The 21,913-nt window shown below is 34.1% G+C and carries 23 protein-coding genes and 2 pseudogenes; 7 read left to right on the top strand and 18 right to left on the bottom strand.

Annotated features, from left to right (window positions below):
- Positions 1-127: 127 nt before the first annotated feature.
- Together ABH959_RS16985 and ABH959_RS16980 are read left to right on the top strand one after the other, a co-directional pair.
- Positions 128-802 carry a response regulator transcription factor gene (locus ABH959_RS16985; protein WP_002128055.1) on the top strand — a complete coding sequence of 225 codons (675 nt, stop codon included), beginning with the start codon at positions 128-130 and terminating at the stop codon, positions 800-802.
- Complete coding sequence (locus tag ABH959_RS16980; protein ID WP_113935867.1) at positions 799-2,172, top strand: sensor histidine kinase; 1,374 nt, start codon at positions 799-801, stop codon at positions 2,170-2,172. Before ABH959_RS16985 ends, ABH959_RS16980 begins: the two co-directional genes overlap by 4 nt.
- Before the next feature lie 236 nt (positions 2,173-2,408).
- Here ABH959_RS16980 and ABH959_RS16975 read toward each other — a convergent pair.
- From ABH959_RS16975 to ABH959_RS16915, 13 genes and pseudogenes are all read right to left on the bottom strand, one after another.
- Positions 2,409-2,576 (bottom strand): annotated as a pseudogene (locus ABH959_RS16975) (DUF1259 domain-containing protein); the annotation flags it as partial.
- A 146-nt stretch (positions 2,577-2,722) separates the two neighbouring features.
- Positions 2,723-2,938, bottom strand: a complete 216-nt coding sequence (locus ABH959_RS16970) for a hypothetical protein (RefSeq protein WP_113935868.1) — start codon at positions 2,936-2,938, stop codon at positions 2,723-2,725.
- A gap of 349 nt (positions 2,939-3,287) precedes the next feature.
- Positions 3,288-4,733 (bottom strand): L,D-transpeptidase family protein, encoded by a 1,446-nt coding sequence (locus ABH959_RS16965; RefSeq protein WP_113935869.1) that lies wholly within the window; start codon positions 4,731-4,733, stop codon positions 3,288-3,290.
- Positions 4,734-4,948: 215 nt separating this feature from the next.
- A pseudogene (locus ABH959_RS16960) lies at positions 4,949-5,290 on the bottom strand (YhfM domain-containing protein); the annotation flags it as partial.
- 318 nt (positions 5,291-5,608) lie between these two features.
- Positions 5,609-6,238 carry a class I SAM-dependent methyltransferase gene (locus ABH959_RS16955; RefSeq protein ID WP_113935870.1) on the bottom strand — a complete coding sequence of 210 codons (630 nt, stop codon included), beginning with the start codon at positions 6,236-6,238 and terminating at the stop codon, positions 5,609-5,611.
- 134 nt (positions 6,239-6,372) lie between these two features.
- The gene (cuyA, locus tag ABH959_RS16950; protein ID WP_001046600.1) at positions 6,373-7,368 is read right to left on the bottom strand and encodes a D-cysteate sulfo-lyase; all 996 of its coding nucleotides are present in this window, start codon (positions 7,366-7,368) and stop codon (positions 6,373-6,375) included.
- Positions 7,355-7,618: a hypothetical protein gene (locus tag ABH959_RS16945; RefSeq protein WP_113709891.1), complete on the bottom strand. Its 264-nt coding sequence runs from the start codon at positions 7,616-7,618 to the stop codon at positions 7,355-7,357. The genes cuyA and ABH959_RS16945 overlap by 14 nt, the downstream gene beginning before the upstream one ends.
- A 21-nt stretch (positions 7,619-7,639) precedes the next feature.
- On the bottom strand, positions 7,640-8,878 hold the full coding sequence (locus ABH959_RS16940; RefSeq protein ID WP_404453147.1) for a DUF4073 domain-containing protein: 1,239 nt from the start codon (positions 8,876-8,878) through the stop codon (positions 7,640-7,642).
- Positions 8,879-9,149: 271 nt separating this feature from the next.
- Positions 9,150-10,262, bottom strand: coding sequence for an aminopeptidase (locus ABH959_RS16935; RefSeq protein ID WP_404492943.1), 1,113 nt, complete (start codon positions 10,260-10,262; stop codon positions 9,150-9,152).
- A 65-nt stretch (positions 10,263-10,327) separates the two neighbouring features.
- Complete coding sequence (locus ABH959_RS16930; RefSeq protein WP_404453142.1) at positions 10,328-10,567, bottom strand: hypothetical protein; 240 nt, start codon at positions 10,565-10,567, stop codon at positions 10,328-10,330.
- A 156-nt stretch (positions 10,568-10,723) separates the two neighbouring features.
- Positions 10,724-11,227 (bottom strand): VOC family protein, encoded by a 504-nt coding sequence (locus ABH959_RS16925; RefSeq protein ID WP_404453139.1) that lies wholly within the window; start codon positions 11,225-11,227, stop codon positions 10,724-10,726.
- A 536-nt stretch (positions 11,228-11,763) separates the two neighbouring features.
- Positions 11,764-12,399 carry a LysE family translocator gene (locus ABH959_RS16920; RefSeq protein WP_404453136.1) on the bottom strand — a complete coding sequence of 212 codons (636 nt, stop codon included), beginning with the start codon at positions 12,397-12,399 and terminating at the stop codon, positions 11,764-11,766.
- 216 nt (positions 12,400-12,615) lie between these two features.
- Positions 12,616-13,197, bottom strand: coding sequence for a DJ-1/PfpI family protein (locus tag ABH959_RS16915; RefSeq protein ID WP_404453133.1), 582 nt, complete (start codon positions 13,195-13,197; stop codon positions 12,616-12,618).
- Between the two features lie 142 nt (positions 13,198-13,339).
- Between ABH959_RS16915 and ABH959_RS16910 the strand changes: the two genes are divergently transcribed.
- The gene (locus ABH959_RS16910) at positions 13,340-13,777 is read left to right on the top strand and encodes an Lrp/AsnC family transcriptional regulator (protein WP_404492942.1); all 438 of its coding nucleotides are present in this window, start codon (positions 13,340-13,342) and stop codon (positions 13,775-13,777) included.
- A gap of 88 nt (positions 13,778-13,865) precedes the next feature.
- Here ABH959_RS16910 and ABH959_RS16905 read toward each other — a convergent pair whose 3' ends face one another.
- The 3 genes from ABH959_RS16905 to ABH959_RS16895 form a co-directional block, all read right to left on the bottom strand.
- Positions 13,866-14,000, bottom strand: coding sequence for a hypothetical protein (locus ABH959_RS16905; protein WP_016127259.1), 135 nt, complete (start codon positions 13,998-14,000; stop codon positions 13,866-13,868).
- Positions 14,001-14,067: 67 nt separating this feature from the next.
- Positions 14,068-14,988 carry a class I SAM-dependent methyltransferase gene (locus ABH959_RS16900; RefSeq protein ID WP_404493009.1) on the bottom strand — a complete coding sequence of 307 codons (921 nt, stop codon included), beginning with the start codon at positions 14,986-14,988 and terminating at the stop codon, positions 14,068-14,070.
- A gap of 188 nt (positions 14,989-15,176) precedes the next feature.
- A complete protein-coding gene (locus ABH959_RS16895; RefSeq protein WP_404492941.1) occupies positions 15,177-15,650 on the bottom strand; it encodes a DUF4188 domain-containing protein in 474 nt (157 codons plus the stop codon).
- Positions 15,651-16,080: 430 nt separating this feature from the next.
- On the opposite strand from ABH959_RS16895, the gene ABH959_RS16890 reads away from it, so the two are divergent.
- Both ABH959_RS16890 and ABH959_RS16885 read left to right on the top strand, forming a co-directional pair.
- The gene (locus ABH959_RS16890) at positions 16,081-16,674 is read left to right on the top strand and encodes an AAA family ATPase (protein ID WP_404492940.1); all 594 of its coding nucleotides are present in this window, start codon (positions 16,081-16,083) and stop codon (positions 16,672-16,674) included.
- A 120-nt stretch (positions 16,675-16,794) separates the two neighbouring features.
- Positions 16,795-17,955 carry an LPXTG cell wall anchor domain-containing protein gene (locus ABH959_RS16885; protein ID WP_113935877.1) on the top strand — a complete coding sequence of 387 codons (1,161 nt, stop codon included), beginning with the start codon at positions 16,795-16,797 and terminating at the stop codon, positions 17,953-17,955.
- A gap of 72 nt (positions 17,956-18,027) precedes the next feature.
- Here ABH959_RS16885 and ABH959_RS16880 read toward each other — a convergent pair whose 3' ends face one another.
- Both ABH959_RS16880 and ABH959_RS16875 read right to left on the bottom strand, forming a co-directional pair.
- Positions 18,028-18,699 (bottom strand): ABC transporter ATP-binding protein, encoded by a 672-nt coding sequence (locus tag ABH959_RS16880; protein ID WP_113935878.1) that lies wholly within the window; start codon positions 18,697-18,699, stop codon positions 18,028-18,030.
- Complete coding sequence (locus ABH959_RS16875; protein WP_113935879.1) at positions 18,699-19,763, bottom strand: ABC transporter permease; 1,065 nt, start codon at positions 19,761-19,763, stop codon at positions 18,699-18,701. The genes ABH959_RS16880 and ABH959_RS16875 overlap by 1 nt, the downstream gene beginning before the upstream one ends.
- 185 nt (positions 19,764-19,948) lie before the next feature.
- Here ABH959_RS16875 and ABH959_RS16870 point away from each other — a divergent pair, with 185 nt between their 5' ends.
- Positions 19,949-20,572 (top strand): ArsR/SmtB family transcription factor, encoded by a 624-nt coding sequence (locus ABH959_RS16870; RefSeq protein WP_201034607.1) that lies wholly within the window; start codon positions 19,949-19,951, stop codon positions 20,570-20,572.
- A 69-nt stretch (positions 20,573-20,641) separates the two neighbouring features.
- Entirely contained in the window at positions 20,642-21,901 is a 1,260-nt protein-coding gene (locus ABH959_RS16865) for an MFS transporter (protein ID WP_404492939.1), read from the top strand.
- The last annotated feature ends 12 nt before the right edge of the window (positions 21,902-21,913 follow it).

The raw sequence follows: 21,913 nt of genomic DNA, 5'->3' as shown, positions 1-21,913 counted from the left end.
TGAACAAACATTAAAGGAAGATTAATGTACAAAAAAATAAAATGATATAATTAAATAGTTTCTAATCTTTCTTTAATGTTTCGGAATTATAGTGATACATATAAATAAGAAGAAAAGGAGAATGTTAATGCGAGTTCTTATTGTCGAAGATGAAAAAGACTTACAAAATATATTAGTAAAACGATTAAATGCAGAATATTATAGTGTCGATGGATGTGGGAATGGAGAAGATGCTTTGGATTATATAAGCATGGCTACCTACGATTTGATTGTGCTTGACATTATGATTCCCGGAATAGATGGTTTACAAGTATTACAAAGATTACGTGCGGACAATAATACAACTCCTGTCTTGCTCCTTACAGCTAAAGATACAATTGATGATCGCGTAACAGGACTCGACTTAGGTGCGGACGATTATTTAGTAAAGCCCTTTGCTTTTGATGAGCTGTTAGCAAGAATTCGAGTGTTGATGCGAAGAAAAACAGGAAATACATCTAATGTGTTTGAAATCGCTGACCTAGTGGTGGATTGCAATATGCATAAAGTAACAAGAGGAGATCAAGTTATCAATCTTTCCAGTAAAGAATTTGCTATTTTAGAATATATGATTCGTAATAAAGAAGTTGTGTTGACACGAGATAAAATTGAGCAACATGTGTGGAATTACGACTATGAAGGTGGCTCGAATATTATTGATGTTTACGTCCGATACCTTCGTAAAAAAATTGATAGCCAGTTTGAAACGAAGTTAATTCATACAGTACGAGGCACTGGTTACGTATTGCGAGTTGAATCATGAAAAGACTATCAATAAAAATGAGAGTGACCCTATGGTATACGGGGCTAGTTGTAATTATTATGGCACTCGTGTTAGCTTTTATTTTAACTTCTTCAGATAAAGTTGTGCTCTTTAATATGAAAAATCAATTGAAGAGCACAGTAAAAGAAAGCATTGAAGATATCGAATATAAGCATGGACAGTTAAAGATTGACGATGAATTTGAAGCCTTAGAAGATGGAGTAAATATCATCATTTATAGTAAGCAAGGTGAGCTGCTGGCAGGACATAGTCCAACAGGATTTAATAAAAAGGTATCGCTTAAATCCGATGAAATACAAACCATTAAAGACGGTAATAAAGAATGGATAGTATATGATTTCCTCCATAATGTAGGCGGCGATGAGCAAGTCTGGGTTCGTGGAATAATGACCATGAATCAATTATCATCGACCATGAATACGCTTATTGTGGTAACACTCATCTCATTTCCATTACTTATTCTCATTGCGGCAGCGGGAGGATATTTTATTACGCAAAGAGCTTTTCGACCTGTGCAACAAATGAGTGATTCAGCCAGTGAAATTGGTGATGGTAAAGACCTTTCAAAGAGAATTAATTTACAAGGTTCATCGAAAGACGAAATGTATCATTTAGCACAAACCTTTGACAAAATGTTTGAGCGATTGGAGACATCATTCGAAAGTGAAAAACAATTTACATCTGACGCATCTCATGAATTAAGAACACCAACATCTGTTATTATTTCGCAATGCGAATACGCTTTATCGCAGAGGAATAATCCGAAAGAAATGGAAGAATCGTTAGAAGTAATTTTAAAGCAATCACGTAAAATGTCCGCGTTAATCTCACAACTCTTATTATTAGCAAGGGTTGACCAAGGAAAGCATAGTACTTTTCAATTTGAATGTATCAATATGAGTGAATTAACGGAAATCGTTGTAGAAGAGCTTTCATTAATGGTTCAAGAAGCATCGATTGATATCACAACTAATATAGAGGAAGACCTGTTTATGAAAGCAGATCAAACATTGATGATGCGTTTATTAATGAATTTACTAACGAATGCGATTGCTTATAGCAAAGCGGACGGCACTGTGCATATGCAACTATTCCGTGATGAAACCAACATAATAGGTAAAGTCTCCGATAATGGCATAGGCATCAGCGAGCAACATATTACGAAAATATGGGACCGCTTCTATCAAGTTGACGCAGCACGAACATCTTCAAACATCGGAAACACAGGTTTAGGATTGTCGATGGTAAAATGGATTGTCGAACTACACGGAGGAGAAATTACGGTTGAAAGTGAATTAGGAGAAGGCAGTACTTTTACATTTAAACTACCAATTGAAAACCGAGCATAATGTATGCTCGGTTTTAGCTTTAGAATACAGATTGATTAAAAAGCTCTCTTCAGTCCTTATTTAAAAGTAAATACAAAAACTCCATTTTGAAAAAAAGCGATCAAAATGGAGTTACTCTTTTTAGCTATATATGAGATTTTATAAAACCATCTACTTAAATCTATTTTCCAAGTATACCATTCAACAATCTGAAATATTCTAATCAACACAATCACTCATTTAACTAAAAAAATTGGTTAATTGCATAATACTCTTCTGACTTTCCTTGCGAAAATTAGTGGATCATCAACGTCTTCGATATTAACGTAAATTAAATTTGGATCATCACATAACCACTCATTGTGTATAGACGAAACAATTATTCCTTGTTTAATAATTGTAGCAACAAATTCAGTGACTTCCTTTAATCAACATAGATCATGACTTTAATCAGCTCCCAACAAACTTCTGTACCCACCTAAATTTTGAGCTGGGAGTTTTACTTTCCACAAATAGTAAGAGGCTAAATATATAGTAAAACCCCAGAAATCCAAAGGTCTCTGGGGCTTCATTATATATTTAGCTCTTTTTGCTTTTTGTTTTGTTTATGTCTATGCAGCAATTTTCGACTTATGAGAGAAACCAGTAATAAGATCAGTATTAGTATGAAAAGTTGCATAAATGATAAATCAAAATATTTAGCACCTGTAACTATTAAAAGTGTAGAAATCGTACCTTTTACAATGAAAAAAATAATAATCCATAATCCGCCTTTTTTCCAGTTCATTTTTATTTTACCCTTTCCTACGTTTTAATTCTTAAATGGGACACCTTAATAGAAATCTATTATATTAATAAAAAAGTAAACTTTTTCACAAAAATCATGTCCAATTACATGTGACGACTTCATAATAAATGAAAATGATATTCAGTGTCAATTTTATTGACTATTTGAATATCTATTTATCATCTCAATCTCTTTCTACTTCGTTTCTTATAGGCAATGAACTCTTGTTTTCAAACAAAAACACCTCCATTGAATTTGCACACTAAATATGCGAATTCAAGAGGTGTTTTTTCATGTACCATCAGATAAGATTTCCTGCTTTATTTATTTCTTGATACGTAGCTATTTTCTAGTACACAATAACTGGATCATTAGTGTTCAAACTATCATATACAGTTTTTGCAACATTAGGAAGAAGGTTTACACACCCGCCTGATCCCCCTGTTAAATAAGCATTATTTGCCCAGTCTTTTCGCCAGCCTGCATCATGGAATCCTTGGCCACTATTTGTGAATGGAACCCAGTAATCTACTTTAACTGCATAATCAGCTTTACCTACTGCGCTGCCTTTCAGCGTGTATGGTGTTCGTTTATATAGAACGTACCACACACCTGGTGATGTATCTTCACTCGTGCTATGTTTACCAGTTACTACATTTGTTGTGACGACTAATTTCCCATCTTTATAAATCCAAATTTGTTGATCTGCAATTGAAACTTCCGCATACGTGTCTCCGATGCCATTATTCGATGTTGTTTCATAACCGATACCTTCCTTCTCCCAACCATTTCCATGGATATTAGAAGCAGATAGCGATTTTTCACCCTTTTCAAAAGCTTGTTGAACTTGTTTTGTTTCTTTTTCAACATCTAGTGCCCAGCCGTAGCCTTGTCCTTTTACTGATATGACCGAACCGGAATGGGTTTTAAAGCTGAAATTTTTATTTAATGTTGATTTAGCATTATTAATTTCAGCAATCTTATTCTTAATGTCGCTCGCATCGATTGTAACTTTCATATCCTTTGACATAGAGGCATTTTGAATTAAATCTTTCGCTTTTAAAGGATACACTTCATTCTGCACTTTATATTCAACTGACTGCCCAAGAAGATTCTGTAGTGCTTTCTCCTCTTTTTTAACAATCGGATCGTCTTCTTTAATAGGCTGTATGTATGTAGACTTCAGATGAATTTCACTTTTATACTTCTGCTTGTCGTAATCTTTCAGTAGACTAGTAACGTCATACTGTTTTCCATCAACGCTCTTCGAAATAACAACTTTTCCTTGTTCCAGCTTCGCCATAGCATCTTGAGGCGCTTGTAGTTTTTCATTCATAGAGATGAGCTTTTCTTCTACAAGTTTTTTCATCGTTTCACTACGATACTGATCCGCCTTTTCCGGTAGCACTGAATATTTTTTTTCCTTTGAGGAAGGGAAAAATGTCCACTGGCTTTTTAATAGTTTCTTAACTTGAGGCAAATCTTTTTCCGTAAGTTCCGTTTTTGTATCTTTTTCATCTAAAATTTGTTGTTGATTAACATAGACTTTGTTTTCTAGTCCAGATGTTTTTAATTTCTGTATTGCCTGATCAGCGTTCAGACCACCGACTTTTGTGTCATTAATCGTAACATTTGAATTGAAGTGAGTTGCCTGATAATAACTCATTCCTCCAATGAGAAGTACAATTACACCAACACCCGCTGCAATAAGCTTCCAATTTGTAAAACGTTTGCTTGATCTTACTCGTTTTCTCTCAACTTCTTCAACTGATTCATTTATTGGATTATTGTTCATCAATCTTTCCCCCGTATACATTAACGTCAATCGATTTTAAACTAAAACCATTGACTAGTGTACCTTATTTTTCCTAAAATTTCATTATTTTTAAAAAGATTTTATCGTATTTAATTGATCAAATTTAGACTTTTTAATAGAAAGACACACTGAATAATCCCTTACAAGTAGTGAATCATTACAATAAATCTGAAAAAGTTAAGTGCCATATACTTTTATTCAACTAACTTTTCTCCCGTAACAATCTCAAACAAAGTGGCTGCATTTTTCCCTTCTAATTGAGCATAGCGATTATCCCCCGCCATAACTTCTACTTTATCTTTATTAGGACTTATCCAAATTTGATACAACACAGCTTTCGCCTCTATTTTCGGATTTTTAAATTGAAAAACAAAGTGATAATCAGCTGAACGAGACATTTCCACTTTTTTATTTTCAAAATGAATATCATTTAATATTTTCTTTACTTGCAACACTTGATTATTGTCTGTAACTACTTTCAAATCCTCATAATTATCATCACCAACACGTTTTTGCACTTCGATTCTTTGATCTTTCCTTTGGTTCAGATATCATTTCACTTAAAATACAAATATAATCCGTAACCTAAAAAAATTATTAATATTATAGAAATAATGAGTATTGTGTATATGACCCCTCTTAATGTTGTACTCATATAATCACCCCTCTCACGCTTCAATAATTCCATTATATAACAAATTATTCATTGGAAGTTTAAAACATGTTTTAAACTAAATTAAGCGAAGTAAGGGATGCCATTTGACTCCCCTTACTTCGCCTTTAAAGAACAATGAGTGAATAGCTTACTCAACCAGCTTATTAAGTAACCTTTCACTATTTTTACACAATGGTAATTATAGTGTTTTTTGACATTTGATCATTATAAATTTAAATGGAGGTTTGCTTGCCATATTTTTATGTGGCTCCAAAATTTCCGTAGTTTCCATCAGTCCATATTTTCCAAAGTCTTGTTGTACCGAGTCAACATCATAAAAATACATTTTTACCCCTTCCATTATTTCAAAGTAGTCTTTACCCAGTTGTTTCCCCTTCCCAAACATTGGGGCATCTTTAGAAATAGTAGTAAAAATCATATATCCGTTTGGTTTTAACTGACTATAACAATCTTTAATAAACTTCTCTCTCTCATCCTTATTCAACAAATGAATAAGTGCATAGGAAAATATGCCATCATACAGTTTGTTATCAAAAGGCATATCCGTAACTGAACCGTGGAAGAAATTAGCATTGAGTTCATTTGCCCTCGCCAATTCAATCGCCGTTTTTGAAATTTCAATACCTGTTACATGTATTCCGTTATCAATAAAAACCTTCGCATTTCTACCGTACCCAATACCAGGAATCAATATATCCTTCACTTTCTTTTCAAGGAAAATGTCCTTCGTCAAAATTGCGGAATCTGAAGGTTCAAATCCCCACATCATTTGATTTTCTATAAAACTTGCTTCCCAAAATTCTGTCATACATCAATCTCCTATATATATATATCGTTATTCACCATTGAATGTTGAAAAATCATCGCATATTCACGAAATTGTATCAAATTTCAACATTAATTTAAAACAAAAAGCATTGGATATCCAATGCTTTTTCACACTTACGCAAACAGAGATGTATTCGCATATAAAGCTGGTGAACCACCTGAATGTACGAATAAAATGTTGTCCTCTTTATTAAATTTACCTTTTCTAATTAAATCGATTAGTCCCGCTACTGCTTTACCTGTATAAACTGGGTCAAGTAAAATACCTTCAGTTTTCGCAAGTAACTGTACTGCTTCAACCATTTCTGGTGTTGGTAAAGCGTATCCTGGTCCTACATATTCATCAAAGCATGTAACTGCTTCGCGTGAAATAGAGTTTGGGATACCAACGTGAGCTGAAGTTTCATCTACAAGTTTTGCTACTTTCTCTTCTTGCTCCGCTTTTCCTCTACTTACATTTATTCCGATTACAGGAATTTTGCTTTGCGTTCCGGAAAAGCCAGTAATTAAACCAGCATGCATACCAGCGCTACCACTTACACAAACAACTGAACTGAAATCAATTCCTTGCTCAAATGACTGAGCCATAATTTCTTGCGCACAAGCAATGTATCCCATTGCACCAGTAGGATTTGATCCACCAACTGGTATTACATATGGTGTATTACCTTTTTCACTAACTTCTTTCGCTACTTTATGCATCTCTTCCATAAGATCTGCTCCGTTTGGCACAACAATTACGTTTTCAGCACCTAATAAATGATATAAGAAATAGTTTCCGTTAAAGTCTGGCTTTTCTTCTGGCTCAAGCCCTTCTTCTAACACAAGAATACATTTCATTTTTTCTTTTACCGCAGCTGCAAGTGTTAGACGGCAATGGTTTGACTGAATACCACCAGCTGTAATTAACGTATCTGCACCCTTTTCCTGTGCATCCGCAACTAGAAACTCTAACTTTCTCGTCTTATTACCGCCAGCTGTTAAACCAAGTAAATCATCTCGTTTAAAATAAATAGTTGGCCCACCAAGTGCTTCAGAAAAATTGTTTAATTTTTCAATTGGTGTATATGATTCTGTATATTTTTTTCTCGGAAATTTAGCTAAATTCATCAATAACGCTCCTTTTATACTCTTTCACAGTAAATGTAACCATACTATTATTACATGGAAAAATGATGAAGTCACCTTTCTGGATTAAAAATGTAGGGAATTTCGTTTCGGTGCATGAAATTGCATTAACGATTTTAACTTCAATACGGTACATGAAATTTATATCAGCGATTCTCAAATTATATCGACCGATACTTAAAATATATCGACTTGCCGATAAAAAACGACAAAATAAAAAGAGCCCACTCATTAAGAAGTAGGCCCTTACCAATCACTTATTTACCGAAAAACGAAGAAGCTGCGTTAATCCTGGCTCTAAATTCATTTCGCCTTTATGGCGTACGTATACAATTTTGTTCCCATCAAATTTTGGAGGATTCGCTTTATTGTACGTGTACCACTCATTCGTTCCTTCTACATTGTACTCCATATACTCTGTTGCACCAACGATTACGTTTTTACTATCATCAGCCGTTACATCTGGTGCCATTTGTGCAATTTTTGCATCACTAATTAATAAGTTCTTTATACCTTTATCACGTTTATAATCGTAAGCCGTTACGACAACATCGTTACCATATGCTTTCACTTGCAACCCTTGTTTAAAAGAAGATCCATCCGGAGCATGAATCTCGCCGCCATTTGGACCAGCTGACCTCCATCCTGTTTCAATGCCGCCCGTATTTACAACTGTAAATCCTTTTTCATCTCCGCCTGCAATTTTCTTTTTACCAGCCCAGTCTGGTAAATTTAAATCCCAGTGCGTATGGCTCGTGAAAAAGACAACTTGCGGGTAATCTTTTAATATATCGTACAATTTATCCACGTTTAAATAGTCATTTAAATACGGTGATTGTCTTGAACCAGATACAGAATCAGGTAAAACGTGGTGAGAAAAAATAAAAATCGGCTTATTTTTATCTTTTTGACTGTAGTCTTCTAAATTTTGTTTCAGCCAACCTAATTGTTCCTCACTTAAGTACACTTGATCTGACATTTTTGAATCATGGTACCTCATATATTTTTCTGTCCCTAAAAATAATAGTGGATAACCATCTAATTCTTTTTTATGGTACACCTTTTCTTGTCCGCTAAATTTCAAATATCGATTAAATAGCGTATCTTCTGCTACACCGTTTGGCCATGTACTTTGAGATAACTTTCCATCAGCTGTCCATTTCCCAGCGTAAAACTCATGGTTCCCAATAGCCGACCATACATTTTCCGGATGCTTGTTTTGGTTTAACACACGCTTCACATCATCATATTGTGATTGCTGTCCTTTTGACGTTATATCCCCATTCATAATAAGTGCTCTAGATAGCGGCGTCACTTTGTTCATATCTTTTAATACGTGATCAAAATCCGATAAATCCCCTTGAATGTCACTAATAACATTAAACATCGTCGCTGTTTTTCGTGCTTGTGCTTGTTCTTTTCCCTCAGCATTCATCGAAAACGTTGGTAATAACACTGCCATAACGGCTAACGAAGCAACTACCTTTTTCATACAATTTCTCCCCCTAATAATAAAATGTATAAACTGACATGTTCTGCTTTCTCTTAGATGCTTGCCCAATTCAAATTATAAGGAGGGATTGTAAAGATAGATGACGTTAAAAATTAATTGTTTTTTAAGAGATTTTGTCGTTTTTACACTCCTCATGGAGCTATCTTTTCAGTTAACCTACTAATATTAAATGAATGTATAGTTACGCGATAAATCGCTTCGTTTAATATGTTGTATTTTAATCTACTTTACACACTCTCAATAAAGCACTTTACCCCTTCAAATTTTCTTCATTTAATCTGAACAGCTCTTGTAAAATAAAACGTCCATCTTTTCTTATCAGTACGTCATCGAACCAAATTTCACCCCCGCCATACTCTGGCCTTTGAATGTTTACTAAATCCCAATGTATCGCTGATTTATTCCCATTATCTGCACCTTGTAACGAATCTCCAATTGCTACATGATAACTACCATTTATTTTTTCATCGAATAACGTATTATTCATTGGGTGTAATATGTAAGGATTAAAAGCTAGTGCAAATTCTCCAATATATCTTGCTCCCTCATCCGTATCAAGAATTCGATTCATTCGCTCTGTATCATTTGCATATGCCTCTATTATTTTCCCTTGTCTGACATGTAACTTTATATTTTGAAACGCATAACCTTGTTGAACAGATACTGTGTTAAACGTTATTACTCCATTTACTGAATTTTTAACAGGTGCTGTATACACTTCACCATCAGGTATATTATCCGTTCCATCTCCTTTTAAAACGCCAATTCCTTCAATTGAAAAATTCAAATCCGTACCTTCTCCAATAATCCTAACTTGCTTTGTCTTTTCCATTAATTCTTTTAATGGCTCCATTGCTTTCGACATTTTATTGTAATCTAACGTACATACATCATAATAAAATTTTTCATAAGCCTCAGTGCTCATATTCGCTTCTTGCGCAGACCCCGCATTCGGAATTCGAGTTGTCACCCATCTTGTTTTATACACTGCTTCACTATGAGCTTTTCCAAATATCTTTTGATATAACTTCATTTTTCCTGCTGGCACATCTGCTAATTCATATGCATTTCTAGGGCTACGGAGATTAATATATACTTGCATCTTACTTAAGCGGTAACATTCCCAATCTGCAAATAACTTAAATTGTTCTTCAGATCCTGATAGAATCAATTGCCTTGTAACAGAAACATCACGCATTGATACATGTGCGTATCCCCCTGCTTTTTCCACAAACTTAATAATTTCACGAACTACTGCGGGATCTATTTCAGTAACACTTTGAATCAATACTTGATCATCGGGCTGCACTTTAGTTGAATGATTGACTAGTACATCCGCTAACTTCGATAGTTCTCGCTTCATGAGACTCTTCACCCCTTTTTCATCCAAACAATAGATACACAATAAACAATTAGAAATAAAATATATTAATTCCAAACAGCCGGAATCACCGCTACACCAAAATAAAAAGTTCCTGGTAACAACCAAATGCTACAAGCAATCATAAAATCCTTTTTCCTTGCAACTGCCGCAATTACTGCTAAAAAAGAAGGAAGCAAAAACATGAAAAATACAGTGATATATAGTTCCTTATTAAGTGTTTGATTGCTGTAAGGGTTAAAATATAGAAAAACAATTGAAAGGATAAAAATGCTTACAGCCGCCACTACCCCTATATAAACATTGATTTTTTTTCATAATCCCCTACTTCCAATAGCAATTTTTTGTACTGAACGTATCTTTTGAGTTCAAAGGTTAGCTGAAACTTGTTGAAGAAAGTGTACCGCTGAATGGAGTACGACTAAGCCATACACATAAAGGAATTAATTCTTGTGCTTGATATTTACTTTTTCGTTGAACGAATCCTGTTTTTTAGCCAGGTGCTCCGCATCCCATTCACTTAAATAAGATGCGTATTCTAATTCATCTGGATTATCATGTAACATAGAAATAAACTCTAATTTATTCCCATCACAATCCAGAAAGTATACACTTGCAGCTGGCATCCACCTTTGGACAATTGGCTCTTGATTTCCTTTCCCTTGGCTTCCCACCACTTCTATTCCACGATTCTCTAACCACAATTTAGAAGACTTTAGAAATTCTAAATCTACACCAAAAGCAAAGTGTTTTATCTCAAAATCTTCAATATTATGTACTTCCCATAATCCAAGCATTTGCTTTTTACTTTCTCCTACCCAAAAGAAGGCCACCTTTCTTTTGGATAGTTTTCTTGCTAATGCTAACCCCAACTTATTTTGATAGAAATCTATCGCCTTTTCTAAATCTCTTACATGTAAATGTGTTTCATATATGTTCTGTATCATTCTGCTTATTCCTTTCTTTATTAGTTAAGTAGTTACTGTAATTCTAAATCTGAAGTATGTATAATCATTGTAATTTATCTCCATATCCAATATACCTATTTACTATTCTATCGAAATTGAAATATGATAAATCCAACTGAGGTAGTAAATTCAAATAAAAATTCTACTACTTTTGCAGGAGAAATCTCCAATACATTCAGATGAAATCATACTAAAATAATAAAAAAGCGCTATTCTTTTAGTAAGAATAGCGCTTTTGACTCTTGGAGTTAGTTAATATTTTTCAGTAAATAGGTATGTGCAATTACCCCATCACTATCAAGCTAAGTTCATACACCGTCAATTATAGTAAAGGTTGTTTCTTTTTTAAAGGCTATGTGTAAGGAATTTAACCCTCCCCCAGGAATCAAAAAATTTTTGAGGGGATGCCTACGTAATATAACATATTTACAATTACGTTGCGTTTAGGTTTAAAATGCGTATCTTTTTCATCTATATTTCAACTACCATATTTAAGTTTATAAGAGTTATGCTTTTTAAATAAAAGTAATTACTTGTTTTATAAACTCGTAACCAAAATAACCACTAAATCCGAATAGTACTATTGCGGCAAATATAGATACCCCTTTAATAAAGGTTGGATTTAGAAACCGTCTAGTAAAATGAACAAAGCTTAATAAGACCATATCATGCATAAAGATACCTAATAAAATACCTACAGCTATTAATATAAATGTTGATGTACTTGCACTACCTAATGAAGAAACTAGAACCGGCCCAAAGACCCCTATCCAAAAGACAATATTAGCCGGTGATATAGCAATCATAAAACCAGATAAATAAGCTGTTAATAAAGATTTATTAGGATCTTCTCCCTCTATGTTAACTTCTGACTTTGCTTCTTTAATACTTTCTATTCCAATAAACATTAAAAACCCAAAACCTAGTAACCACATAACTGCTTCTACCCACGGATTGGTTAATACACTAGAGAACCCTAGATAAATCAGAACTATTAAAGATAAATCTACAGTCATTCCTCCTATACCTACAAACCAACCATGTACGAAACCATTTCTCATTCCTTGTTTAGTCATTTGGACAGTCATAGCACCTGCAGGTATTGATAAAGATAAGCCTAACAATATATATGTAAAGAGTGTTACAATCATAAAAATTCTCCTATTTTAATCAATTATTATTCTTTTTATTAAATTATGCATGAAAAGGGCACTTACCTTTGATCGATTCATTACCATCTGTTATTACAGATTATTTCCATTCTCTTTTATCTGGAGCAGTCACCCAATTAGATGACCACTCTTTTGGACCATGTTCGTTAAGATATTTTAAAATACTCCAAGTACCCCTTTGTTGAAGAGCAATGCCTAAAACCCCATAAGATCCTTTACATGTTTAGCGTTCTTTTTAGATGTTAGTTTTTCAAGTAATAAAAATGCAACATCAAAAGCTGTACCTGGATTTGAAGATGTAATAATGTTTCCATCTTGAACGATTAAATCATTTTGTACTATTGCACCGAAATTCTTTAACTGCTCTTTTCGTTTACTCGTCGGATGACTGTATGTGGTGGCTTTTTTATCTGTAAGAATTCCGCTTTTTCCAAGCGCTAATGATGCGACACATATACTGGCAATAGGCTTCTGCTGGGCATAAAAATGTTGAATAACATGTAAGAATTCTCTACTATATGCATCCCGATAAAAGCCAGCTTCTTCAAAACCTCCTGGAATAGCTAATGCATCAAACTCATCTAATTGAATATCATCAACCGTTTTTTCGGGTATGACAGTAAAATTCCAAGTACAGGTTAATTTATTCCGAAGGCCAACTGTTACGACCTCAGTTGATCCATCTCCCTCCCATTTATTCCAACCTAGTACATCTGTAAATACACTAGCTTCTACTGCTTCAAATCCATCAGCTAATAATAATAAAACCTTTTTCATATCGTAAATCGCCTCCCGTTATCCTTATTTTATACAAATATATAAGGCTGATAAATAAGTTTGATAAGGATATTTGATTGTTTGGCTTTATTATATAAGGAATTTAGGTTATTCTATTTTATAAAAAAAGGTTGGATAATTTATGGATCAAATTGATAAAAAAATCGTGGGATTATTACAGTCAAATGCAAAAATTTCAATGAAGGATCTAGCAGAAGCCGTTCACTTATCTGCTCCGTCAGTAACTGAGCGAGTACGGAAGTTAGAGGAGCAAAAAATTATTGAAGGTTACCATGCACATGTTTCTCTAAAAAAAATAAACCGTCCAATTTCTGCACTTATATTGTTTAAATCAAAGGATTGTAAATCATTAGCTAACTTTTGCTATAATCATCTAGATGTACTTGAGTGTTACAGAGTAGCAGGGGAAATTAGCTATATTGTCAAATTAGCAACGTATTCTGTAGAAAGTTTAGAACAATTTATTGATGATACAATGCAATATGGTACACCATCAACGAATATCGTGTTATCTTCTTATGAAAAAAAAATAATTGCTCCCTTTATTAGTGAAAAATAAAAATACTGGCACAATCAATTAACTATTACTTACTCAATAATCCTTTAAAAATAGCCCTGATTTTTTGACTGTATAAAAATCAGGGTCTCTAATCATTTTTATCGTTTTTGGGTAACCCATTTTTATTAGCTGGGTAACGATGTGCACTTCCCCCTATATAAACATTTAAATTATTCTTCACAATCCCTCTACTTCCAATAGCAACATGCTTATTACTTCCCATCACTACACCTCATTTCCTTTTTTACAAAAAAAAGACACAGAGATCCCTCCCCATGCCTACTACTTCTCTACTTCTTCACCGCATGCACATAATGCACCGTCTCAAAAGCTTCTAAATAATCGTTTCGTCCCTCAAAATATAGTTTATTAATATCCTCTGGTGATAAGTGCTCATAAATGAGTAAGCCCGCCTTTTCTAATAGTGCTTCCATTTCGGTATAAGAAAAACACGATTTCATCGGCTCCCCGCCTATCTCAGCCATCTTTATCATATTTTCAACTCGATTGGATAATCCTTTTTCCGTAAATAAGTTTTCATCAGGGTAATCAAAAACGATAGAACTCCCTTCTGGAACCATCTCGAATAAACATTCTATTAAACTGGAAAGTTCCTCTTTTGTTAAATAGTACGTAACACCTAAAAGGCTAAAGAAAGTCTTTTTATTTTCAAATCCTTCATTTACTAATTTTTGCTTAGAGAAATCCTTAGTAAAATCCATCGAAACAAAATGAAGATTGCTTGGAATTTCTAGACCTGATTCTTTCACTCTTTGTATTTTAAACGCTTGCGTAGAAGGATGATCCACTTCAAATATTTCTATTTTATTTTCTAATTCTCGGTGTCTAAAACTAAACGTGTCTAAGCCTGCACCGAGTATGACGTATTGCTTCGCGCCTAATGCAATTTCATGTAATAGCACTCTTTCACAATATGCTGCACGTGCCAAAGGTGTTGGTGATAATTGAACTTGTGTAATCCATTTTAATATTTCTTGTGGATTATCTTGAAACTTCTCTGCAATGTCTGTATTGAAAAAATGTATTCCTTGAACCATATTCGTTTCAATATCGTTACGTTCTTTTTGTGGAATGAAATCTTTAGCTACATAATCATCAAAGATTTTAGAACTATCAAATTCACTATGATACGCCCTTCCGAAAGCTGATACTAACGACGTTACACTTGCTTCACCTTTTTTCACGCACATACACTCCTTCATTTTCACAACAAAAATAGGGTCCCCCTGGCCAGGAGAACCCTATTATACACTTTATTTTTATATTGGTAAATTATAGCATAAATAAGTTTTTTTGTCAAGTTCCCAACCTACTAACACTCCGACACTTTGTATACTCTCTGGCAGGAAAATCGAAACTACATACGAAATTTCCTGAATTATTTATCCATTCTTTTTTGAGCAGTATTAGTATCCTGAGATACTGGTATATGTTCGGTAGCTCTAGATAAACCTGTTTTTGGCATATTAACATAGATTGCTTCAGAAGCACCCTTTTCTATTTGATATGTCTCGTGAAAAACACCGACACTCCCATTATCTTTAATCTTATTATTGTATGATTTCCAAGCATATGAATGGTTTTTTCCGTGAGCATAGTTTACTAATTCGTCGAATCCCTTCCAGTATTGAATTAAGATTACTTTTCTCCAACTAAATAAGAATTCTGTATGTAAGAAACCCCATTGTGGATTTTGATATAATTCTTTAATCATAGTTCCCATAGCATTAAAAACTGGTATCCACTTCCAAAATTTTAATAGGTTATTAATACGCATACCAATAATAAAAACAACAAATTCTTGATCCTTGCTATTGGCTATATGCCTGCCGTTAAAAATTTTAGCCCCCACTTTAATCCCCCTTTTTTACTGAACATAAATAATGTGCAGCTCCCAAATAAACCATAACACTTTTCCATGAATTTTCCAATTGATTCAACATAGATTATGAAAGGCTGTACTTAACAATAAAGGGTATATGTTTCCTACCTTTTTATTATTAACAGCTATTTTTAATATTTGTTCTAGACCTCCTTTTCACCAGGCACATTTCCATAATATATTTCAATAACGATAGCATTGTCGCCCCCTTTCTAAACAGAATATTTTTTAGTTCATTTGAGTTAGGACAACATCACATCACACTTTTCACATTAGGGGATTATTGGATAAATAAGTTTTTCGGTGAAATTTTCAGCCCATTACTACTCAGCCACTTTGTATTTTCTCCGGCAGGAAAATTGTCGATTCACACCGAACATTCCAGATTATAACAATACATATGGAGGCCAATATGAAACGATTAGTCATTATTACAGTAGGAAAAACCCACAGTGGAAAAACAACATTTGCTAAAGAACTAGAAAAAAAGTTACCCCACTCTTTCGTTATGGATCAAGATAACCAAGCAGAATTTATTAACACGCATTATGAAAAATTACAGCCAACTGAAGGCCCTAATACATTTAAGCACGCTCTTTCGAAATTCATTGTTGATTATGCAAAAGAACATACAAATTTACACCTTATCATTTGCAACTCAAATAGAAGCCGAAACGGCCGGATGTATTTGCTGAATGAGCTGTTTAAGGAAGAGGAATATGTACGCATACTCGTTCGTTTTGACATTCCAGATGATATTCTTTATGAAAGAGTAGCTCGTAGTAAGCGAAGTATAAATATATTTAGAGGTAACTATTCCAGTTTCAAAGAAGTACTCGTTCGGCAACAGGCTGAATCTCAACATGAAGATGTAGTAGATCCTGTAGAAAATGGGGCTGATTATTTGTTTGTTATTCGCGATAGTAAAGATGTGAAATCTACTATAGAAGAAATTGTTCATCTTGCTGAAGATTTGTCCCCTATCCCAAAATAAAAGACTATAAGAATCACATAATCATAGATTATTATGCAAATACTTCCTCTAGGCGCCGAACATGGTATATAATAATAAAATAATCTACTTCTATATGCTCAATTTTACACAAAACAGCTCATGCATATGAAAGAAAAGAGGTACAAAAATATGAAAACAAAACAAACAATCGCTGCGTCTACACTAGCTTTAGCAATGATTGCTGGCGCAAACTCTGCTCATGCGGAAGTAACTGATGCTACTCCCCAGCAAAGTACGGGAGATCGCTTAGCTGAAATTAAGCAACATAGACAAGAGTTAGATGCGAAATTACAGCAGCACAAAGAAAATGTGGATCAAACATTAAATGAACTTAACCAAGTTAAGGAAAATGTTGATACAAAGGTTAATGAACTACATGAACGTAAACAAGTTGCAGATGAAAAAATTGGCGAGATTAAACAACATAAACAAGAGTTAGATGCAAAACTTCAGCAAGACAAACAAATCGCCGAAGATAAAATCGCTGAAATTAAAGAGCATAAAAAGCAAGTAGATGAAAAAGTTGCTGAAATTAAAGAGCATAAGCAAACTGTTGATGAAAAGGTTAATGAGATTAAAGAACATAAACAAACTGTCGATGAAAAAGTGAATGAAATTAAGCAACATAAAGAGAACATCGATCAGAAGGTTAATGAACTTAAGGAAGTAAAAAAACAGGTAGATGAAAAATTAGCTGAGTTAAAGAAAGCGAAACAAACTGCTGAGGACAAACTTGCTGAGCTAAAAGAAAATAAGCCGAATACTGGGAACACGTTAGAGGAGCTTAAGAAAATTAAAGGCAATTTAGATAGTCTTTCCGCTAACTTAGAACTAGCTAAACAAGATGTAAAAAACAAACTTGCTGAATTACAAGAAGCTAGACAAGATTTACTAAATAAAATAAACGAAATGAAACAAGCGAAACAAACTGTTTCAGATGATTTAACAAAGAAAAAACAAGACTTAGATATTAAAATAAACGATTTTAAACATACTGAGAAAAAAATTGATGACAAATTAGCTGAGTTACATACAACAAAGCAAAATGTAGATAACAAAATTAGTGAAGTATCACAACCTAAACAATCGACAGTGAATAATGACACTACAACTACTACTGTTCCAGCGAAAAACAATGCTAAAGAACTTCCTAACGCTGGTAGTGAGCAATCAAGTAATATGGCTTTAGGAATGCTATCTATTCTAGGTGGAATTTTATTAGTAACACGCAATAAAATTAAAACGTTATTCTCAAAATAAAGCCATTATATCTATTTTAAAATAATCATACAAAGGCCAACTGCACATATATGTACGGTTGGCCTTTTTTCTTTATATTAACTGCCCATCTCTAAGCGTCAATATACGATCACATACATCGAGCATTCTCTCATCGTGTGTAATCATAATAGCTGCTTTTTGACTTTCTTTTACTTCACGTTTCATCATTTCAACGACTTCACGTGCGCGTTTTGAGTCTAAGCTTGCAGTTGGTTCATCAGCTAATATTAAATCTGGGTTGTTCATGAACGCACGAGTGATTGCTACTCTTTGTTTTTCCCCGCCGGATAGTTGATTTGGATAATGAGTTTTTCTTTCAGATAATCCAAATGCTGCTAGCAAGTGATCCGCACGTTTTTCTGATTCTTGTTTGTTTTCTTTTTTTAACTTTGCAATGTAAAGCAATTGTTCTTTTACATTTAAATATGGAACAAGATTTGCGAACTGGAAAATGAAGCCGATTTTTTTCAAACGAATGTCTGTCATTTCCTTTTCTGATAACTTCGTAATATTTTGCTCACGAATGTAAATATCCCCTTTTGACGGTGATAGTAAAGCACCCGCGATTGATAATAACGTACTTTTCCCTGATCCAGAAGGACCAACGATTCCGATAAACTCTCCAGCTTTCACATCAAGCGACATCGGATGAAGGGCTGTTACTTCCGTATTCCCTTCTCCGTACACTTTACTTACTCTGTCTAATTTTAATAATGAAGTCATTACATCCCGCCTCCAATTGCTTCTAATGCATCAACTTTTAACACTTGATATAACGAAATAAGTGTTCCTAAAATACTAATTACAATAAAGATTGCTGCATATTGTGCAATCATCGGTGTTGTTAATAAGAACGGCATACCCGCTGGTAAAATTTGTTCTAATCCTTGTACAAGAACAATACTGATTATCATCGCAACGACTGATAAGAATAACGCCTGCACGACTAAACTATTCGCTAAATAAGAATTCTTTGTACCGATTGCTTTTAATACACCTAATTGTTGTGTTTTTTGCAGTGTAATGACGTAGAAGAATACACCGATTAGTAACGCAGCGATAACAAGTAAGAACGCGATAATCATCGTTAATGTTCCTTGCTCTTCTTTAAATCCTGGAATACTTTGTAATACTTCTTTTTTGTCGATAACATGTGCATTTTTAATTTCTTTATCTGTATTAAGCGCAATTGCACTATAATCTTTTTGGTTTGGTTGTGAAATAGCGCCCCATACGTCTTCATTTACATAAACGACTGGTGTATGGCTAAACATTTGATCTTTCGTAAATCCAACGATTTTAAATTCTTTCTTTGAAACAGGATCAATAATTGTATCCCCAATATCGATACCTTTTTCTTTAATTGATTCATCGGCAACCATCTCGTTGTTTGCTGTACCTAATTTCTCACCTTTTACAATGTTCGGTTCTAAAAATGTATCGCGTTCACTTGAGAAAATAGCGACATCCACTTTTTTCGAGCTATCTTTCTTTTCATACGTTGAAACTTTCACACGAAACGGAACGGCCTCTTTCTCGCCTACTTGATTGACTACGTTATCTACATCTTCTTTCTTAATTTGTGAACGTAGTAATTTATTTTCCGCATCATCTGCTAAAACGAACTTATTTGCCTCCATATTTTGAATCGATGAAGCATTATCATAGGAGAGTCCATTTGCTAATCCTGAAATAACAAGGACTAAAAATGATAATAACACCATAATGAGTCCGATTAATCCGTATCTTAATTTTGATTGTTTCAATTCACGCAGAGCTAAAAACATTATGCTCGCTCCTTCCTCTTTCTTTCTATGCACTAATCATAAAAAAGAAATATGAACGGAATATGAACAGAAGATTACAGAGCAAAAAAATAAATTTTCTGAAAGTATTGAAAATAAATAGAATCCTTGATACAATTCAGTCAAATAATATTGACCGAGTAATTTAATTCAAGGAGTTGATCATGTTGAAGCCCGTATTAACACTAACTACTTATAGCCAACTAAAAGCATTAAGCGATCCACTACGTGCCGAAATGATGATACGTCTATGCGAACGTCCTTATACTGGACAATTACTATCTGAGAAATTCGGCATTTCAAGGGCGAAAATTCATTATCATTTAAAAGAATTAGAAAAGAATGGGCTTATAGAGATCGTTTATACAGAAGAAAAGAATGGGATTGTTCAAAAGTTTTATCAATCTGTCGCTAAAGGCTTCACCCCTGCCGCAGATCTATTACCTCATTTAGAAATATTAAGCGAATCCGGTCGCCAAATCTTTTTACAAATGATAGAAAGAACGAAAAGCCAAATTCTCTCTGCACCAGAAGAAGCTTTTACATTACAAAATGCAAGTGAAGATCCAGCTAAGTGGAATTACGTTTCATCCTGCTGGGAATTTGATGCAACGCCAGAACAATTTCAAGTGTGGGTAAAAAAGTTTTATGAATTAATGGCTGAATTAAACGAAATCACAAAAGGTGCAGATAAAGATCCGAATAGTAAACCTTATTATATTTCTACTACTGCACTTCAAATCGCTGAGAGAACAATGCAGCAATTTGTAAAAAAAGAAGAAAAATCGTAATGCGATTTTTTTTACATAAACGGTCAAATTTATTTTACCGAATAATTTTTTTATAAAGGAGTAGATAAAGTGGACGTATTAAAAAACCGGAATTTCCTCTTACTATTTTTAGGGAGAATTTTTACAAACATAGGAGATAGTTTGTATTATGTAGCAGCGATGTGGCTCGTATATGAGCTGAGTGGTGATCCTTTTTATTCTGGATTGGCTGGTTTCCTTACATTATTACCTTCTGCATTACAATTTCTTACCGGTCCATTCGTTGATAGATGGTCAATCAAAAACACCCTCGTAATCACACAAGTTTTGCAATGCATTCTTATATTAATCATTCCTATTACACACTACTTCGATCTATTAACAGTTCAACTACTACTCATCATTATGCCCATCGTAGCCTTTATCGAACAATTCGCCTATCCCGCACAATCGAAAGCTTTACCACTTCTACTGCATAAAACACAATTATTAAAAGGGAATTCACTCTTTTCCTTTGCTTATCAAGGCATTGATTTAGTTTGTACAACTCTTTCCGGAATATTAGTAGCATTACTTGGCGCAATCACTTTATATATAATCGACTCTTTCACATTCGCAATTACTGCGATTTTGTTTCTTTCATTAAAAATGCCGACACAAACCGAAACAGGCACATCACTTTCAACAAAGCAATATTTCTCTGATTTAAAAGAAGGCTTTTCAATCGTCTTTCGTTCATTAATGGGCATCTTCTTAATCGGTTCAGTTGTCGCTAATTTTTCAATCGGTATGACGATGGCAATACTCCCTTCTTTCGCCGATTCTTTAGGAGGGGTTAAATTATACGGTTTCTTTTTAGCCGCTATATCCGCCGGTAGTTTAATTGGAGCACTATTCAGTTCATGGATTGGTAAACATAATATTAGCCATGTCTCCATTATTAGCTTTGCGACTAGCGCTTTCTTTTGGTTTCTCTCTACGTTTGTACCGTTTCAATGGTTATCAATTTTTTTATTCGGCTTAGCTTGGATACCAATTGGTGCGACCAACATATTATTTGCGACAATTAGTCAAACTTTAATTCCAAATCAATATCTTGGACGCATCAATTCAGTCACACGAAGCATGGGTACAATCGCTATGCCGTTCGGCTCTTTAATTGGCGGATACACCGCAAATGTATTTAGTAGCCAACTCATTTTCGCGCTCGCTAGCATCGGAATTTTATTCATTTCTCTCGTATGGCTACTTCATCCGAAATTACGTTCATTGCCGAAAACTGATGAAATTACAGCGGATACTTTTGGGCTTCGGTTTAAGGAAGAGCGCGGGAAAGGTGCGGCTTTATAGCAGAAAGAAAAT

Origin of the sequence: Bacillus sp. RC51, from assembly GCF_044908115.1 — a bacterium.
GTDB classification, from domain to species: Bacteria; Bacillota; Bacilli; order Bacillales; family Bacillaceae_G; genus Bacillus_A; species Bacillus_A mycoides.
Note: the sequence above shows the minus strand (reverse complement) of the source record. Positions and strands in the feature narration are given on the sequence as shown.

What these genes read in the sequence shown, in the direction of transcription:
- ABH959_RS16880 (WP_113935878.1), bottom strand. Translation starts at nt 18,699, where the DNA reads ATGACTTCATTATTAAAATTAGACAGAGTAAGTAAAGTGTACGGAGAA.
- ABH959_RS16985 (WP_002128055.1), top strand. Translation starts at nt 128, where the DNA reads ATGCGAGTTCTTATTGTCGAAGATGAAAAAGACTTACAAAATATATTA.
- ABH959_RS16885 (WP_113935877.1), top strand. Translation starts at nt 16,795, where the DNA reads ATGCATATGAAAGAAAAGAGGTACAAAAATATGAAAACAAAACAAACA.
- ABH959_RS16965 (WP_113935869.1), bottom strand. Translation starts at nt 4,733, where the DNA reads ATGAACAATAATCCAATAAATGAATCAGTTGAAGAAGTTGAGAGAAAA.
- ABH959_RS16905 (WP_016127259.1), bottom strand. Translation starts at nt 14,000, where the DNA reads ATGGGAAGTAATAAGCATGTTGCTATTGGAAGTAGAGGGATTGTGAAG.
- ABH959_RS16980 (WP_113935867.1), top strand. Translation starts at nt 799, where the DNA reads ATGAAAAGACTATCAATAAAAATGAGAGTGACCCTATGGTATACGGGG.
- ABH959_RS16935 (WP_404492943.1), bottom strand. Translation starts at nt 10,262, where the DNA reads ATGAAGCGAGAACTATCGAAGTTAGCGGATGTACTAGTCAATCATTCA.
- ABH959_RS16920 (WP_404453136.1), bottom strand. Translation starts at nt 12,399, where the DNA reads ATGATTGTAACACTCTTTACATATATATTGTTAGGCTTATCTTTATCA.
- ABH959_RS16945 (WP_113709891.1), bottom strand. Translation starts at nt 7,618, where the DNA reads ATGAGTGGGCTCTTTTTATTTTGTCGTTTTTTATCGGCAAGTCGATAT.
- ABH959_RS16900 (WP_404493009.1), bottom strand. Translation starts at nt 14,988, where the DNA reads ATGTGCGTGAAAAAAGGTGAAGCAAGTGTAACGTCGTTAGTATCAGCT.
- ABH959_RS16940 (WP_404453147.1), bottom strand. Translation starts at nt 8,878, where the DNA reads ATGAAAAAGGTAGTTGCTTCGTTAGCCGTTATGGCAGTGTTATTACCA.
- ABH959_RS16925 (WP_404453139.1), bottom strand. Translation starts at nt 11,227, where the DNA reads ATGATACAGAACATATATGAAACACATTTACATGTAAGAGATTTAGAA.
- ABH959_RS16890 (WP_404492940.1), top strand. Translation starts at nt 16,081, where the DNA reads ATGGAGGCCAATATGAAACGATTAGTCATTATTACAGTAGGAAAAACC.
- cuyA (WP_001046600.1), bottom strand. Translation starts at nt 7,368, where the DNA reads ATGAATTTAGCTAAATTTCCGAGAAAAAAATATACAGAATCATATACA.
- ABH959_RS16910 (WP_404492942.1), top strand. Translation starts at nt 13,340, where the DNA reads ATGGATCAAATTGATAAAAAAATCGTGGGATTATTACAGTCAAATGCA.
- ABH959_RS16875 (WP_113935879.1), bottom strand. Translation starts at nt 19,763, where the DNA reads ATGTTTTTAGCTCTGCGTGAATTGAAACAATCAAAATTAAGATACGGA.
- ABH959_RS16970 (WP_113935868.1), bottom strand. Translation starts at nt 2,938, where the DNA reads ATGAACTGGAAAAAAGGCGGATTATGGATTATTATTTTTTTCATTGTA.
- ABH959_RS16915 (WP_404453133.1), bottom strand. Translation starts at nt 13,197, where the DNA reads ATGAAAAAGGTTTTATTATTATTAGCTGATGGATTTGAAGCAGTAGAA.
- ABH959_RS16955 (WP_113935870.1), bottom strand. Translation starts at nt 6,238, where the DNA reads ATGACAGAATTTTGGGAAGCAAGTTTTATAGAAAATCAAATGATGTGG.